This window comes from Phormidium sp. FACHB-1136, assembly GCF_014697375.1.
Taxonomy (GTDB): domain Bacteria; phylum Cyanobacteriota; class Cyanobacteriia; order Phormidesmidales; family Phormidesmidaceae; genus Nodosilinea.
The window spans coordinates 1-15,438 of record NZ_JACJRS010000120.1 but is presented as its reverse complement, the minus strand read 5'-3'; the positions used below and the strand labels follow the sequence as shown (position 1 = coordinate 15,438).

Annotated in this window: 15 protein-coding genes; 8 read left to right on the top strand and 7 right to left on the bottom strand. The window is 53.1% G+C overall.

All coding sequences use genetic code 11. The annotated features are described in order from the left end of the window. On the top strand, positions 1–184 hold a 184-nt coding region (locus H6G62_RS23335), incomplete at its 5' end, for a hypothetical protein (RefSeq protein WP_190492888.1). A 15-nt stretch (positions 185–199) separates the two neighbouring features. Here H6G62_RS23335 and H6G62_RS23330 read toward each other — a convergent pair. From H6G62_RS23330 to H6G62_RS23315, 4 genes are all read right to left on the bottom strand, one after another. Next, positions 200–400 carry a caspase family protein gene (locus tag H6G62_RS23330; RefSeq protein WP_199325196.1) on the bottom strand — a complete coding sequence of 67 codons (201 nt, stop codon included), beginning with the start codon at positions 398–400 and terminating at the stop codon, positions 200–202. Positions 401–410: 10 nt separating this feature from the next. Beyond that, a complete protein-coding gene (locus H6G62_RS23325) occupies positions 411–785 on the bottom strand; it encodes a hypothetical protein (protein ID WP_190499670.1) in 375 nt (124 codons plus the stop codon). A 251-nt stretch (positions 786–1,036) separates the two neighbouring features. Continuing rightward, positions 1,037–4,000, bottom strand: coding sequence for an L-glutamate gamma-semialdehyde dehydrogenase (pruA, locus tag H6G62_RS23320; protein ID WP_190499681.1), 2,964 nt, complete (start codon positions 3,998–4,000; stop codon positions 1,037–1,039). A 182-nt stretch (positions 4,001–4,182) separates the two neighbouring features. After that, the gene (locus H6G62_RS23315; RefSeq protein WP_190499668.1) at positions 4,183–6,018 is read right to left on the bottom strand and encodes a hypothetical protein; all 1,836 of its coding nucleotides are present in this window, start codon (positions 6,016–6,018) and stop codon (positions 4,183–4,185) included. A gap of 248 nt (positions 6,019–6,266) precedes the next feature. Here H6G62_RS23315 and H6G62_RS23310 point away from each other — a divergent pair, with 248 nt between their 5' ends. The 5 genes from H6G62_RS23310 to H6G62_RS23290 all read left to right on the top strand — a co-directional run bounded on the left by H6G62_RS23310 (position 6,267) and on the right by H6G62_RS23290 (position 11,747). After that, positions 6,267–7,232 carry an NADPH:quinone reductase gene (locus tag H6G62_RS23310; RefSeq protein WP_190499666.1) on the top strand — a complete coding sequence of 322 codons (966 nt, stop codon included), beginning with the start codon at positions 6,267–6,269 and terminating at the stop codon, positions 7,230–7,232. A gap of 71 nt (positions 7,233–7,303) precedes the next feature. Then, a complete protein-coding gene (locus tag H6G62_RS23305; RefSeq protein ID WP_242052242.1) occupies positions 7,304–8,080 on the top strand; it encodes a TPM domain-containing protein in 777 nt (258 codons plus the stop codon). Positions 8,081–8,287: 207 nt separating this feature from the next. Next, a complete protein-coding gene (locus H6G62_RS23300; protein ID WP_190499664.1) occupies positions 8,288–8,455 on the top strand; it encodes a chlorophyll a/b-binding protein in 168 nt (55 codons plus the stop codon). A gap of 145 nt (positions 8,456–8,600) precedes the next feature. Further along, positions 8,601–9,032 carry a hypothetical protein gene (locus tag H6G62_RS23295; RefSeq protein ID WP_190499662.1) on the top strand — a complete coding sequence of 144 codons (432 nt, stop codon included), beginning with the start codon at positions 8,601–8,603 and terminating at the stop codon, positions 9,030–9,032. A 12-nt stretch (positions 9,033–9,044) separates the two neighbouring features. Then, entirely contained in the window at positions 9,045–11,747 is a 2,703-nt protein-coding gene (locus H6G62_RS23290) for an AAA family ATPase (protein WP_190499660.1), read from the top strand. A gap of 17 nt (positions 11,748–11,764) precedes the next feature. Here the strand turns inward: H6G62_RS23290 and H6G62_RS23285 are convergent, their stop codons facing one another. Then, complete coding sequence (locus tag H6G62_RS23285; protein ID WP_190499658.1) at positions 11,765–11,923, bottom strand: hypothetical protein; 159 nt, start codon at positions 11,921–11,923, stop codon at positions 11,765–11,767. 246 nt (positions 11,924–12,169) lie between these two features. Between H6G62_RS23285 and H6G62_RS23280 the strand changes: the two genes are divergently transcribed. Together H6G62_RS23280 and ilvC are read left to right on the top strand one after the other, a co-directional pair. Further along, the gene (locus H6G62_RS23280) at positions 12,170–12,337 is read left to right on the top strand and encodes a chlorophyll a/b-binding protein (protein WP_199325195.1); all 168 of its coding nucleotides are present in this window, start codon (positions 12,170–12,172) and stop codon (positions 12,335–12,337) included. Between the two features lie 153 nt (positions 12,338–12,490). After that, positions 12,491–13,486, top strand: coding sequence for a ketol-acid reductoisomerase (gene ilvC / locus H6G62_RS23275; protein WP_190499656.1), 996 nt, complete (start codon positions 12,491–12,493; stop codon positions 13,484–13,486). A 1,022-nt stretch (positions 13,487–14,508) separates the two neighbouring features. On the opposite strand, the gene H6G62_RS23265 is transcribed toward ilvC, so the two are convergent. Together H6G62_RS23265 and H6G62_RS23260 are read right to left on the bottom strand one after the other, a co-directional pair. After that, entirely contained in the window at positions 14,509–14,808 is a 300-nt protein-coding gene (locus tag H6G62_RS23265; RefSeq protein ID WP_190499654.1) for a hypothetical protein, read from the bottom strand. A gap of 31 nt (positions 14,809–14,839) precedes the next feature. Then, positions 14,840–15,343, bottom strand: a complete 504-nt coding sequence (locus H6G62_RS23260; RefSeq protein WP_199325193.1) for a tail fiber protein — start codon at positions 15,341–15,343, stop codon at positions 14,840–14,842. Between the last annotated feature and the right edge of the window lie 95 nt (positions 15,344–15,438).

The window sequence follows — 15,438 nt, the reverse complement described above, 5'->3', positions numbered from 1 at the left end:
CCTCCGCTGGCTCAAGGGTGCCGTCAACAAAGGGCGTCCGTTGCTCCAACCCATCCCCCTGCTCACCGTTGACCCTGAACCCTGCTTTGCCTCTAAAAACGCCGAAGACCAGTACTATGACCGCATCTGGTTCTCTAGGATCCAGTCCATACGATGTCAATTGCCCCCCTGGGAGGCGGCATAAAGATGTGTCAGGCAGTCAGCCATCAAACAGCGTCTCAATTTCAAGCTGCATTGTATGGGCGTCAGGATTGGCAAGGATTTTCACCTCATCAAACCCACCCATCTCTGGATCTTGCAACACTCGCCGCAGCGCTTCAATATCTTTCACCGCCGCAGGTAACGGATTTAACCCCGGATCATACTCGCTGACCCCAATCAACAACGCAACCTTTGCCATATCTGCCTGCCTATGCTGCCACGAAATCTTGCGCTGCTTGAATCGCCGCTTCTAATTCTTCCCGACTGTGGGCTTTCACCGTCAGCTTTTTGCCATTTGCCTCAACTTCCAATTCAATTGGCTTACCACCGAGGCGATCACCCAGAAACCCCATCAACTTTTGAGCATTGGAGGCACTCACCTGAGCCGTTAGCAAACCCGCCAGCATTCCGCCTATCGCCTTGTTACCTTCCGGTGGGTTAGGATCCAATACACGCTCAACAGCGTTCACTTCATCCATTTGCCTCAGCTCAGTCATGAGCCGCTGTGCCTGCTCATCCCGCTCCTCTGCGTCTAGGTCAGGGTCGTTGAAGGTGATCGTCAACTTAATGGGGGTCTCAGACATGGTGTTCTTAGTTAGTTTTTATTAATTTACTCAATTATCTCGGTTATATCGGGCAAAAGTTCCATATTCCAGACAATGCACAGGGCCATTGTACAAATCTTTACAGAAAGCTCACATCAGCGTTGCCACCACATTAGTAGGTAATGTCGGAGAGCATTGAGGATCACCAGGGAAGACGAGATCCCAGGGTTCTGCTTGCGGGTATTGGCAAGTATGGCCTGCCAACACAAGAACCCTGGGATCTTTGCGGCCTAGTCTACTCCTTCAATCGGCGCAAAGCCCTGGCGTTGCACGTTTTCGCTGACGTGGCGGGGTTCTAGGAATTGCAGCAGGTAATCTGGCCCGCCCGCCTTAGAGCCCACCCCAGACATTTTGCCGCCGCCGAAGGGATGGCGAGACACCACCGCCCCTGTGATGCCTCGGTTGATGTAGAGGTTGCCCACCGCAAACTCGGTTTGTACCCGCTCGATGTGGGAGGGCGTGCGGGAATAGAGTCCTCCGGTGAGGCCGTAGTCGGTGTCGTTGGCGATGCGGAGGGCATCCTCGAAGTCCTGGGCTTTGATGACGGCGAGGACGGGGCCGAAGATTTCCTCCTGGGCGATCACGGCATCGGGTTTTACATCCGTAAACACCGTGGGGCCAACGAAGTAGCCCGTTTCCGGCGCAGGCATGGCTAGGGCCGGGGTGGCTTCGGCCTTACCTTTTTCGATGTAGCCCTGGATGGCGGCCTGGGCCTTGGCATCGATGACGGGGCCGACCTTGGTGCTGGGCTGGGCCGGGTCGCCCACATTCAGGGAGCGGGTGGCTTCTACTAGGCGATGGGCGAAGGTGTCGTAGACCGAGGCCACCACGATGGCGCGGGAGCAGGCGGAACACTTTTGGCCGCTAAAGCCAAAGGCGGAGTAGACCACCCCTTGCACGGCCTGATCCAGGTCGGCGCTTTCGTCGATGATGATGGCGTTTTTGCCGCCCATTTCGGCCACCACTCGCTTCAGGTGGCGCTGCCCCGGTCGCCATTGGGCTGCGTCGGCGTAGATCCGACAACCCACCTCGCGGGAACCCGTGAAGGCGATCATGTGGACATCGGGGTGGTTGACCAGGTGCGCCCCCACGGTGGAACCCCTAGCGGGCAGGTATTGGAACACTCCGGCGGGCATTCCGGCTTCTATCAAAATTTCCGCTAGTTTGGCAGCGATCACCGCAGAGTTTTCGGCGGGTTTGAGGATGGTGCAGTTCCCGGTAACGAGGGCGGCGACGGTCATGCCCGTGGCGATGGCCAGCGGGAAGTTCCAAGGGGAAATCACCACCGCCAGCCCACGGGGGAAGTACCGATAGCGGTTGGTTTCGCCGGGATAGTCGTAGGCGTAGCCCGCGTCGAGGCGCTCCATTTCGTCGGCGTAGTAGCGGCAGAAGTCGATGGCCTCAGACACCTCTGGGTCGGCCTGCCCTAGGGGTTTGCCCACTTCGTAGACCATCCAGGCATTGAGTTCGTGGCGGCGGGCCTCCATGATTTCGGCGGCGCGGCGCAGAATGGCGGCCCGTTCCTTAGCGGGGGTGGCGGCCCAGGCAGGGAAGGCGGCCTTGGCGGCGGCGAGGGCTTGGTCGGCCTGGTCTTGGCTGGCGAGGCCCAGTTTGCCGACAATTTCCGAGGGCTTGGCAGGGTTGACGGACTCCACCACTTCCTCGGTTTCGACGGATGCGCCGTTGATGATCGGGTTGTAGCGCTGGCCCAGTTGGGCGTGGACGGTCTTCAGAGCCTCCGCCGCCAGGGTGCGCTGGGTGGTGATGGCAAAATCAATATCCGCCGCATTGGGGAAGGGCACCGCCACGGCTTGCCGCTCTGCCCCTTCGATATCTTCGCCCACAAATTCTGGGGCGGCGAGGAGCTGCTCCACGGGCACATCCCCCTGGCTTTGCTTCAGGAAGGAGCTATTGGCCGTATTCTCCAGCAGCCGCCGAATCAGGTAGGACATGCCGGGAATCAGTTCCCCAAAGGGGGCATAGACCCGCACCCGAAAGCCTTTATCGGCCAGGGTTTTGGCCAGTTTGTCGGCCATGCCGTAGAGCACTTGCAGCTCGATGTGGCGGCGGGGTATGTTGAGTTCCTCGGCAATGGCCATGGCGTGGGCCTGGGAGCGCACATTGTGGCTACCGATGGCGGCGTAGAGGGTGCCGTGGTTCTCCAGCAGCAGGCGGGTCATGCGCTCGTAGTTGGCGTCGGTGGAAACCTTTTCGCTATAGACCGGGCTGGGCCAGCCGTTTTGCCGCGCCGTGATGGTCTCCTGATCCCAGTAGGCCCCTTTGACTAGGCGCACGGTGACGGGGGTGCCGCGATTTTTCGCCCACAGCACCAGATCCTTCAGGTCGTGGTAGCTGTCGCGCAGGTAGGCTTGCATCGTCACGCCGATGTCGTCCCGTTGGCGGAACTCCGCCTCCATCAGAATGTCCTTCAAAATCGCCAGGGTGAGGGTTTTGTAGCGGTATTGCTCCATGTCGAAATGCACCGCCACGCCCAGATCCTTGGCCCGCCGCAGCAGGGTGCGCACGTGCTCGCTCACCTTGGCCCGACTGCCCGCCGCATCCAAGGGGTCGAACTGGGAATAGAAGGCCGTCAGCTTGACGGAAACCTGGACTTTCGGGATGTCCTTCCCATCGGCGGAATCAATCGCCTCAACGGGCTTCCAGTCCTTGGCGGCGGCAGAGAGCTGCTCCATCAAATCCAGGTAGCGCTGAAGGTAGGCCTGGGCTTCCTCTTCGGTGATCACCGCTTCCCCCAGCAAATCCATGGTGAAGGTGAGCTTGTCTTTGCGGAGCCGCTCGATGGCCTTGATAGATTTCTCGATGGTTTCGCCGGAAATGTAGCGGTAGGCCAGGGTTTCCACCGCCGGGGCCACCGTGGTAGCGGCAAGCTGACCGGGGACGGAATCGGGATTCGTAAAGTTCAGCAGTCCCTTGAGGGCGGCGGGTAACTCCACTTCTTCGGCGGATAGATACTCTTGCAAATGACGGGCGATTTCCGGCTTACTGCGCAGGGCAGGCAGGGCATCAATGAAGCGAAAGAGCTGGACTTTGAGGCCGGGGTTGCCCATGGCAAAGTCCATAATTTTGTCGTCCCAGCGCATTTGGTCGCGCATTTGGGCAAAAATATTCTTTTTTTCACGGCTGGCTAATAATAGCGCATTGGCAATGGCCAGCGTCTTGGCTTCGTACTGCATCGCAGTCGTTTGGGGGTTTTGTGCTGGGGCGATCACGGTGATATCTCCTGAGGTTCCCTCCCTCCATCTTCCGGGAAAACCCGCCCCAGAGACCTCTTCCACCGAGAGATTTTGTCTGGATTTTCGCTGACTTTCCTGGGGATAATTTCAATTTTGGTATCATGCAATACTGAATCAAGCCTCTAGTGCCACAGGAGCCAAAGACGATGGCGATGTTGGCGATAGAGGGTGTAGGCATAGGCTCCTAGCAGGGCCAAGAAGCACAGGTTAGCGATGGTGTTGTAGGTGCCGATGATTTGGCCCGGTTCCCAGTTGTGACGGTTGACGAGGATGTTCATGTCGCCGTGCTCGGTATCGCCCCACATCGCGCCAAAGGGGATGGAGGCTCTGCCCATGCGAATCCGTTTCCAAAGCCAAAACTGGCCCCAAAAGGTGAAGGCCGCACCGATGACCACGGGGTAGCGGTAGAAATCCCAGCGCCAGTAGGCAGGCAGAGGAAAGAAAAAGCTCACCATCAGCAGGGTGCTGAGGTAGAGTTCACCGCCGATGCCGCCAAAGAAAAATAGCATATCGAAGGTGGTGGGCGACATCAGCCAGGTCATGGCAAATTGCACTAGGGCCAGCCCCACCGCCAGCACCATGGGCCAACGTTTGCCCTCTTTTTGGCCCGACCAATACAGCAACCCCAGCAAAATCAACACCCCCAAATACACAAAAACGGATCGTTCGGGGTTCACATTTGTCCAGCCGATGGGGAGAGGAATGGCCTGTCGTCCGGCCAGCCAAGCGATGACGGCATGGCCAAACTCGTGAATCCAAATTTTGATACCCCGCAGGAGTAAATCAAGGATAGGTATGGCGTTGAGCAGCATCCCGATCACCAGCAGGGCGGGGAAAATAATGCCGTTGCTATAGCGGTTGTTGAAGGACATCAGGTCGGTGTCCTCCTCGACCGTGGGCCGCTGGGGCAGGGTTAGGGTTTGTCGCCACACGACATGGTTGCGGCTATCGAGGGCGGCGACCACAAGCGTCGTCACCTCATCACCCAGGCCCAGGGCTACCCAATCTTGCTGGAGCAGCAGGGCATAGATTTGGGCGGTAGTCTGTTTCGGATTCGTCACCCGCACTGCTGGCCAACGGATATGTAACTGATCAGCCCGCAGCACCACCTGAGCCGGAAGCCCCCGATTTTGCAGCAAGGTTTGAAGGGGCAGGGCGGGGTTTGAACTAGGGTCTTCAGCCAGGGGGGGCGCGGAGGAATAAGGGACAAAGGTGGGATCAGGCCGAGATCCGTGACTCGCCTGTCCGGTGGCCTCCGGTGTCAGACTGCCCAGGGGTAGCCATTCTCCAAGGGCGGCTAGGTCACCTAAATCTGAGGGTTGGGCCTGGGGGGGAGGTTCGGGCTGGGGGGGATGATCGAGATAGTCCTTTAAGGTGGTAAAGGCCCATTTTAGGGGTTCTAGATCGGCCCGCTTGCCCTGTCGCAGTAGCGCAGCCTTGGTTTTAAAGTAGCTGCGCTCAATGTCTGCGAGGGAGGCTTCAGGGGTGAGGTTCAACTCTCGGTAGGCCCGCGCTACCTTGGGCGGTAGTGTCCTAGGATCCGTCACTCCGCCTCCCTCAACCGTCTCCGCCTCGCCTATGGCCAAAGGTGTCCTGGAGTCCATCGCCCTGGAGTCTGGGGCTTCTACCTCGTTTGACCCACGGGCCTCTTGGTATACCACGCCTGCCAGCAGGGCCATTTCCGTCGTCCAAGATTGGTCTGGGGCAGCGGTGGCCTCGGCTTCAATGTGCAGAATGCCGATGGAGTCGATCTGCAAACGTTCGATGGCCCGCCGTAGGTAGTCCACCAGCTGGGGCTGGGGTGGCAAGGTGGCTCCCGTTAGCCACAGGTTGAGGCAATAGCTCTCTCGTTCGGCCCGAACCTTTATACCTTGGGCCGTGAGAGACTGGTTTAGCAGGGCGGCGATGGCCTCTGCATCTCCCTCCTTAGCCTGCTCTTGCCACACAGAAAGCGTCATGGACAGCCCCTACCAATTGCCTAAAACATGGCCTAAAAACGATGGCCTAGTCTGACCTAGATGTGCCCAAGCCCAGCCTTACCCCGGCCTCAACGTGAGACCTCAAAGCTTTGCTCGGCTCTGCCCTCCATAGTAGCCAGAATGCCTACCTGCCGCCGCAATGTTTTTGCCTTCAGCCTGCTCATAAAACGGTGGCTGGCTGGGGTATGCTCACCCTCATGCCGTTTTGACGTAGAAAAGATCCAATCATGCAGGCCATTCGTGTTGCTCAATTTGGTGGCCCAGAGGTGTTAACCCTCGAAGCAACGGACGCGCTCCAGGGGCAGTCTGCTACACAGGTTTTGGTAGAAATTCGGGCCGCTGGGGTGAACCCGGTGGATACCTACATTCGAGCAGGCACCTATGGCCGACTGCCCCAACTCCCCTATACCCCCGGCACCGATGGGGCCGGAATTGTGGTGGCGGTGGGGGAAGCCGTAAGCCGTGTGCAGGTGGGGGATCGGGTCTATGGCGGCTGGCCGATTACGGGCACCTATGCCCAATTTGCCCTCTATGAGGAAGCTTGGGTTTACCCGCTGCCGTCGAACCTGTCCTTTGAGCAGGGGGCCGGAATTTTTATCCCCTACTCCACCGCCCATCGCGCCCTGTTTGAAAAAGCTCAAGCTCAGGCGGGGGAAACAGTCTTAATCCACGGCGCGACGGGAGCGGTGGGTTTGGCCGCCGTACAACTAGCTCGAACGGCTGGATTGCGCGTCATCGGCACCGGGGGCACCCAGGCCGGACGGGAACTTGTCCAAGCCCAGGGGGCCGAGCTTGTTCTGGATCACCGCAGTCCCGACTACCGAGATCACATCCTGGCCGCCACCGAGGGCCGAGGGGTCAATATCATCCTCGAAATGCTGGCCAACGTGAACCTAGGCCATGACCTGCCGCTGCTGGCTTCGGGTGGGCGGGTCGTTATTATCGGCAGCCGAGGCACGGTAGAAATCAACCCCAGGAACATCATGGCCAAGGAAAGCACGATTACCGCCGTCAACCTATTCAGCACCCCGCCGGAGCGACTGCACCACATTCAAGTCCAGCTTGCGTCGGGCTTGCGGGATGGCACCCTGTCGCCCGTGGTGGCCCAGGCCCATTCCCTCGCCGAGGCCGCTATGGTGCATCGTCAAATCCTAGAACCTGGCGCATTAGGAAATCAGGTTTTAATCCCCTAATGCGGCGGCTTCCCGGTTTTGGTTTCCTAACCCTACGGTGCCCCGTATAGTAAATAGAGAAAACCCTATCCTTGCACCTCACCATGCGCTGGCTAAGATTCACCCCATCCCCCCTTATCCGTCGTTTTAGCGATGTTGGCTCCTCCGCCCTACGGCAGACTGTCCTAGGTGTGATCTGTTCGCTGCTGTTGGTGCTGGGGTTAGCGGTGGGGCCAGCCCAGGCCATTGCCCCCTTCCAGGTGCCCAAGGTCGCCGCTGGGGACGCCACCTGGTTGGTGGATGAAGCCGACATCATCAGCCGCATCAACGAGGGCAAAATTTCCGGTCGCCTTAGCAAACTGGCCAGCCAAACTGGGCAGGAAGTGCGCCTAGTCACCATCCGCCACTTCGACTATGGCGAAACCATCCAAACCTTCACCGACAAGCTGTTTGATCGCTGGTACCCCACCGCCGAAGACCAGGCCAACCAAGTGCTGCTAGTGCTGGATGAAGTGACCAAAACCGTCGGCATCCGCGTCGGCGAAGAGGCTGCGGCCCTGTTGCCCGAAGACCTGGCAACCAGCGTGGCCCAAGAAACCGTGCTGATTCCCCTGCTCCAGGGCGACAAGTACAACCAAGCCTTCCTCGATGGCACCGACCGCCTAGTGGCCGTCCTCAGTGGCCAGCCCGACCCCGGTGCCCCCGTGTTCGACGAAGCCTTCGACAACCTCAGTGAAAGCACCTTTGCCTCCGCCGAAGACACCGAAGAAAACCGGGGCAACAACGCCGTTATCCTGATTGTGCTGCTGGTGCTGGCCACGGTTATCCCCATGGCCACCTACTATTGGTACGTCGGTTTCGGCAACTAGGATCCCCCTAAATCCCCCTTAAAAAGGGGGACTTTGACTAGGATCCCCCTAAATCTCCATTGGGAGACTTTTACCCCCCTTGGTAAGGGGGGCAGGGGGGATCAGAAGGGGACTAAAGCGACAGCAGATCACTTCTCAAACGCCTGCTAAAGCTACCCTACGGCGATTTCCTATTTTTCTTGTACCGATTCCCAAGGCATCCGAACCATGAAAACTGAACCTTCTGTTACCCCTGTGATCGACCGCCCCAAATCGGGCTTTAACGACTATGCCGAACGCATCAACGGTCGCGCCGCCATGCTTGGCTTTGTGGCTCTAGTGCTGTTTGAACTGGCCACCGGACAGGCGATTGTGACCTGGCTAGGTTTGCGATAGGTCGCGCAAATCAAGCAATCGCTCTAAGGCTGAGCTAAATACTAGATAATGCTGATGAAATGGGCATTGTCCAATGCACCTCCTGGATAGTACCTTCCGTAGCCTTATCTGACTCTGAATCGCATGTTTTCTAGCATAATGATATATGGAAGACTACCAGTCTGCTTTTCTCCATCGTTTCAAAGACACTAAAGCTTTGCATTCTGCCAATAGGAAAATCGCAGCAATGCATTTTGGTGGTATTACAGTGGAATGTCTATTAAAGGCAATAGTCTTGTCTTCCTTACCAACAGGAACAGTTAAAGAATGGAAGACTGATTTGAATGATCCTGGCCATACTATAGGCAATCCAAAGCATAATCTTGTACAGGCAATTAAGTGTAATAATCGACTTTACTCAAGGGCTCAGAAGTTCAAGCATGTCGTTGAATGGCTCAATGCAGTAGAAAATCCGAGTCAGCACTTCATTGACATACGTTACTCCTGCAATGAACCCGAAGATCTTAGTTACAAGCAGTGGTTTTCAGCTTACACAAATCTAATCAGTTGGCTGCAGAGACAAGCAACGCAACTATAACGGGAGATTAAAATGAAGGACAACTGGAAAACTATCATCAGAGAAAAAATCCAAGAGAAATTGTTAAAAAGCTCTCAAGACTGGCAAGATATCAATATATCTACGTCGGGCTTAATGAACTTCACTATTGTGAGCGAGTCTTTTAACGGGCTAAATTTTACCCAGCGAAAAGAAGAGTTGATGAGTCTTGTGAATGATAGTCTATCTTCTTATTCGCTGGGATTTTTATCTCTATATACACCCCAAGAAGCCGAATCTCTTCAACTCAGATCCTTGAGTGAAGAAGAAAAGTCGCCAATTAGAACTTGGCAAGACTTAGCTCAATGCACTGTCGATTCTGAGAGTCTTTCATTAAAGCGAACTGAGCATAATGTTAAATTACCACGTACTATAACTTTCTATTCCTATAAGGGAGGTGTGGGTAGAACTACTGCACTGACTCACGTAGCGTGGATTCTTGCAATGCGAGGTCGTAAGGTCGTTGCTGTTGACTTAGATTTAGAAGCACCAGGATTAAGTACAGCATTTCACCTAAGGCCAAATCCAAAGCACGGGATTGTTGACTACTTTTATGAACGTGCCTATGCTCCTGAAGGAGTCGAATACGACGTTTCGATTACACAGATATTTGGTGAAGTAAAGATCCCAAATGCTACAGGTAGATTATTCATAGTTCCTGCAGGACTCTTGAATTTTGATTATATTTCAAAAGTTGATGATCTCCGAGCAACAGCAACTCTAAATAGCGGAGAAGACTTATGGTCAACGTTCAAAAAAGAAATTTTTGAGCAACTTAAGCCTGATATTCTTTTGATAGATTCCCGTACAGGAATAAACCAATGGGGAGCACTTTCACTACTCCGTGCGGCTGATGAAGTAATAGCCTTTCTTTTTCCGAATGAACAAAACAAAGAAGGCATTGATTTATTGATTCAATCGCTGAAGTTTTTGAAAAATTTTTCCCTAAACTTTGTATTCACACCAGTCCCTGATACGACAGAAGCTGGAATGACAAAGGTTAAGAAAATTTGGGCTCAATTGCAAGAAAGCTTGAATAACAATAGTAAATCAGTAGACGATGATGAAGAACAAGAAGAAGAAGATCAACTAAACTTGCTGGATGATCCAGATAATATATATGAGCCATTGGTGATTCCTTATCTTGCACCTATTGCTTTAGCTGACAGCTATCCTGTTCCAGCTTTACTGGATTATTACACTAGGATAGCTAATATCCTTGATGAAGAAACAGATGAGTTAGAAAGAAGTGAAATTCTCACAGGCTCAGATCATCGCTGGGAAATAATTGAGAGCTTAAGCTTTCCCGAAGTGAATGCTGCGAATCCAGGTCAGCAGTTAGACTTGCTTTTTCAGAAAACTTCGGACTTTGAAATTTTTCTAGATAATTCAACGTGCTTAATTCGTGGTCGCAAAGGTACAGGAAAAACAGCTCTATACTGGCTATTCTTAAAGCATTTTCATGTTGCCAAAAAGCTGGCGTACGGAAGACTAGAAAATATTGTATGTTTTTCTGGTCATGGAAGATTTCACGAAAGCAGACCATCCCGTGATGAATTTGAAGTGATTCATCAATATCTTCAAAAGAACAATGGTAGCTGGGAAGCTTTTTGGCGTTCATATTTGCTGGTGCGGGCCAATCAAGCGAAGATCATAAAATTCCCACGTGGCCGAGGAGGTGAAAAATTTCATGAATTAAAGCTCTTGCTAAAGAGCATCTCAAGCAATGTCTGGAAGTATGAACATACACAAGCTTTAATGAGGTTATCTACTGATGCTCATCTTATTCTTCTCGCCAAGGATGCTCTAGATACTTTAGATGATTGTCTGGAGAGAACAAGTAAAATTGCCTGGTTTTTATATGATGATCTGGATGAGGACTTCCCAAAACGTAACGAGATTAGGGTTCAGGCGCTAACTGGCTTATTCCGATTCGTTCAGTCCTGTGACTCTAGAGGCGTCAAGCTTGTTAGATTTAAGATTTTTCTGCGAGAAGACATTTGGCATGGGCTAATATTTGATAATAAGAGTCATTTCAATGGACGTGACTTACTTTTGCAGTGGACTAGAACAGACTTTCTCAAGTTGGCATTACGTCAAGCATTGCAATCTTCCCAATTCAAAGATCTCATAGGAAGGTTCTCCCCCATTGAGAGTATTGACCAAGCTAGCGAGGAATCAATTGATAGAGCGTTAGAATTACTTTGGGGTAGTCGGCGTAGACGGGGAACTAAAGCAAAGTATGTATCTAGATGGGTTTATGAGCGTTTGACAGATTCTAGTAGCACTACATTCCCCCGAAGTTTAAGTATTCTTCTAGAAGGCGCAAAGATCCAAGAACTGACTTATAGAGGTCAGTCATCTATTCAAACGCCGACTGACAGACTTCTAAGAGGTAAGTCTTTAGAGGTTGGCTTAAGAAAGGCATCAGAAGAACGCTGTCATGCGATCAAGGAAGAGTATCCTGACTTAGCTAATTTCTTGGATAACATCAAAGGGGTTTCAGCTTTAACTGAGAAGGAGGTCTTGAGAAAGATATGGGAAGAATCAGCACAAGATGTAATTCCTACATTTGATGAATTTTCTGCTTTCCTAAGCGAGATCGGTATTCTTGAATGGCGTTCCAAAGATCAAAGATATAGGTTTGCAGATATCTATTTTTACGGGTTTGAGATGTCCCGAGTTGGTGCAGTTTGAAGGACGCATGACATTTTCTAGTCTGGCCAGGGTAGGGCTTCGGGGGTGGCAAACATCAACCGCACCGAGGGTTGCTCAGGGTTGGTGGTGGGTGCTGAAGCTACATCAGGCTGAGGATTTCTAAACAAGCGCCCCGTCAGGCTGTAGCTGTAGGGTGGGCAGTGCCCACTAAACACTCCTGTTGATTCCCCATTTCTACTCCACCGATTCCTAAGACAATCGAGATAAAACGGTTGTTCTACTACCCACAAAATTCCCTCCTGTTGATTTCCTATTTCACCGATACCAATTCCCAAGGCAACCGATAGACAACCGTTTTTCTGTTGGTGGTCAGTGCCCACCCTGCTACTAGAAATTGGTAGGTGTGTCCACCCTACTTCCCATTTTCATTTGTACTGATTTCTAAGTAAGGCATCCGAATCATGAAAACTGAACCCTTTGTTACCCCTGTAATCGACCGTCCTAAGTCGGGCTTTAACGACTATGCCGAACGCATCAATGGTCGGGCGGCTATGCTTGGCTTTGTGGCTCTAGTGCTGTTTGAACTGGCCACGGGGCAGGCCATCGTCACCTGGCTGGGGCTGCGGTAAGGGTACAGGGCACGAAGGGCGTAGCCGCACAGTAGGTCATCGGAACTGTCAGGGATAGTCGATAACGGCCATGATTAGCCCGACCTCCTTTTGGTAAAATCATAGACTGGCAATCTCAATGCCCTTGCCTCAGACAACAAGGAGACTCAATCCATGGCCCGCATGTACTACGACAGTGACGCCAACCTAGACCTACTCAACGGCAAAACCGTGGCCATCATTGGCTATGGTTCCCAGGGCCACGCCCACGCCCTCAACCTCAAAGACAGCGGCGTCAATGTCATTGTGGGTCTATACGAAGGCAGCAAGTCTACCGCTAAAGCCGAAGCCGAGGGGCTAACCGTGAAGCCCGTAGCCGAAGCCGCCAAACTGGCCGACTGGGTGATGATTCTGCTGCCCGACGAAGTGCAAAAGACCATCTACAAAGAAGCCATCGCCCCCAACCTAGAAGCGGGTAACGTGCTGCTGTTTGCCCACGGCTTCAACATCAACTTTGGCCAAATTGTGCCCCCCGCCGATGTGGATGTGGTGATGGTGGCCCCCAAAGGCCCCGGCCACCTAGTGCGCCGCACCTACCAAGAGGGCCAAGGCGTACCCTGTCTGTTCGCCGTCCACCAAGACGCCACCGGGCAAGCCCGCGACCGTGCCATGGCCTACGCTAAGGGCATCGGCGGCACCCGCGCTGGCATCCTAGAAACCACCTTCCGGGAAGAAACCGAAACCGACCTGTTCGGTGAGCAAGTGGTGCTGTGCGGTGGCCTCAGCGAACTGATCAAGTCCGGCTTTGAAACCCTGGTGAACGCGGGCTACCAGCCCGAACTGGCCTACTTCGAGTGCCTCCACGAAGTGAAGCTGATTGTGGATCTCGTCGTGGAAGGGGGCCTCGCCAAAATGCGCGACAGCATCTCCAACACCGCTGAGTACGGCGACTACACCCGTGGCCCCCGCATCATCACCGACGAAACCCGCGCCGAAATGCGCAAGGTGCTGAAGGAAATCCAAACCGGACAATTCGCCCGCGAATTCGTGCTCGAAAATCAGTCCGGCAACGCTGGCTTTACCGCCATGCGCCGCCGCGAAGCCGAGCACCCCATCGAAGAAGTGGGTAAGGATCTGCGGGCCATGTTTAGCTGGCTGAAGAAGGTCTAGGCTGGGCCTTTGGGCGCTATTTCTTGTCCTTGATTCCTGTCGGGTGGGCCATGCTCACCCGATTATTTTTGTGCTTTTTGCCTAGCGGTGTATTGCGCCGCCCGCAAGCCTTGATAAATGGCGATCTTAGTTTTCCGAGTCCACTGCCTCTTAGCCACCTTACGTCCTTCCCAGTGCCGTCTATGGGGGAAGGTCGATGGCCACCAGTATGGAGATCAGCACAGATATTAGAATGCGACCTTGCTGTCCCTAGCGCCGTTGACGGTGCCTTGGTTAAGGAATTTGAATACCCGCATTGTTGGCATTGTGTTCTAGAAAAAGGCAGGTTCAGTAGATCGCAAAGTCTCTGCTAGCCCTCACCCAGAAGGGAGAGGGGCTGGGGGTGAGGGCTGAATCGTGGCAAAAGAACATGTTTGTGATCTACTGATCCGACGAACTACGAACTGCTCCTACTCAGTCAACTCCGGCTAGGGTAATAACCCTCCACACAAATGATGTAGTTCAGCCCCGCATAGGGTTGCATATTAGAGTGGGGGGTCGTCCCTCCAAAATTGCCAGAACTACTCGTTTGGGCCGTCCCGCCCGGTGTACCGACCACAAACGTATTGCTAGAAGCATCCGTTCCAGTGGTCGTTGTCTTCGCGATAGGGTGATTATGATTTGGGATTTGGTTGGTCAGAAGTGTTACGTTTTCACTCCCCGATTGCTCCCCTAACTCGTGATAACTCAATCCGCGGCCTTGCCCCTCAGAGATAGGAACTCGACTTCGCAGATCGGGCAGAGCAAAGGTGGTTTGACCGTTGCCACCATAGGTTGTTCCTAGGAGCGAAAATAGGGCCGAGTTCTCGTCAATAGACATTAACTGACCATGACAAAATGCCCAGCCCGAGGGAGCGAAATTACCGGCAAATAGTCGAATCTCAGCAAGATAGTCGTCCATAATTTGCAATGTTTCTCAATCGTTTTACCCAGCAATAACGAAAATCATTCAACGCCTATAGAGCATTGATCAGATGGTTTTCTTACGTGCTAGTATCCACATCCCCTTCGCCGACGGGCTCCAATCCAGTCATAATGAAATTGTGTTGAGTATCGTAGTAGATTGGCTTTTCATTGCGCAACAAATCTACCAACATCATCATTTCTTCCGGCGTTTCCGTATCAAACAACTTGCCTGTTTCGTCAGCAAACAAGATCCAAATTTGCCCGTGGTTATCGGTTGCATTCCAGAAGGTGCGGTATCCAATAATTTCAACAGGCGGTAGATTTTGAGGGGATTCCAAGGCATCCTGCCCTGGAGACTCTGTCATTGTATTGGTCATGGCAATCTCCTGAGATTCCTACGAGTCTTAATTAAGGACGGCTGGGGTAAATACCATACATACAAATGATGTAGTTCAGCACTAGGTAAGGCTGCATATTGCTATGGGGGGCATTGCCTCCGGCGTTGCCAGAGCTACCCGGTTGAGCCGTTTCTCCCGGTGCACCGACCAAAAAGGTATTGCTAGCAATATCAGTACCAGCGGTCGTTGTCTTGGCAATAGAGTGAGCATGAGCTGGGATTTGGTTTGCCAGAAGTGTTACATTTTCGCTTCCTGCCATCTCCCCTAATACGCGATTACTCAATCCAGGGCCATATCCCGTACCAATAACAACCCGGCCTCTCAGATCAGGCAGTGCAAAGGTAGTTTGACCGTTGCCACCATAGGTGGTTCCTAGCAGAGAAAATAGAGCCGTATTTTGAGCGATAGAAATGATTTGGCCCTGGCAAAAAGCCCAATTTCTGGGAGCAAAATTAGCTGCCCATAGCCGAATCTCAGCAATATATCCATCCATTGTTTCTAACTGGACAGTCATAAGTTCTGGACAGGGGTACTAAGTTACTAAGCTTTGGGAGACCTGAGGGGGCAAGGGGTTAAGCTTAGCGGCGATGAATTTAGGCAAAAGTAGAG

Excerpts from the sequence above, each read along its gene's own strand:
- H6G62_RS23330 (WP_199325196.1), bottom strand. The coding sequence starts at position 400 with ATGGCAAAGGTTGCGTTGTTGATTGGGGTCAGCGAGTATGATCCGGGG.
- H6G62_RS23325 (WP_190499670.1), bottom strand. The coding sequence starts at position 785 with ATGTCTGAGACCCCCATTAAGTTGACGATCACCTTCAACGACCCTGAC.
- pruA (WP_190499681.1), bottom strand. The coding sequence starts at position 4,000 with ATGCAGTACGAAGCCAAGACGCTGGCCATTGCCAATGCGCTATTATTA.
- H6G62_RS23315 (WP_190499668.1), bottom strand. The coding sequence starts at position 6,018 with ATGACGCTTTCTGTGTGGCAAGAGCAGGCTAAGGAGGGAGATGCAGAG.
- H6G62_RS23310 (WP_190499666.1), top strand. The coding sequence starts at position 6,267 with ATGCAGGCCATTCGTGTTGCTCAATTTGGTGGCCCAGAGGTGTTAACC.
- H6G62_RS23300 (WP_190499664.1), top strand. The coding sequence starts at position 8,288 with ATGAAAACTGAACCTTCTGTTACCCCTGTGATCGACCGCCCCAAATCG.
- H6G62_RS23295 (WP_190499662.1), top strand. The coding sequence starts at position 8,601 with ATGGAAGACTACCAGTCTGCTTTTCTCCATCGTTTCAAAGACACTAAA.
- H6G62_RS23290 (WP_190499660.1), top strand. The coding sequence starts at position 9,045 with ATGAAGGACAACTGGAAAACTATCATCAGAGAAAAAATCCAAGAGAAA.
- H6G62_RS23280 (WP_199325195.1), top strand. The coding sequence starts at position 12,170 with ATGAAAACTGAACCCTTTGTTACCCCTGTAATCGACCGTCCTAAGTCG.
- ilvC (WP_190499656.1), top strand. The coding sequence starts at position 12,491 with ATGGCCCGCATGTACTACGACAGTGACGCCAACCTAGACCTACTCAAC.
- H6G62_RS23265 (WP_190499654.1), bottom strand. The coding sequence starts at position 14,808 with ATGACCAATACAATGACAGAGTCTCCAGGGCAGGATGCCTTGGAATCC.
- H6G62_RS23260 (WP_199325193.1), bottom strand. The coding sequence starts at position 15,343 with ATGACTGTCCAGTTAGAAACAATGGATGGATATATTGCTGAGATTCGG.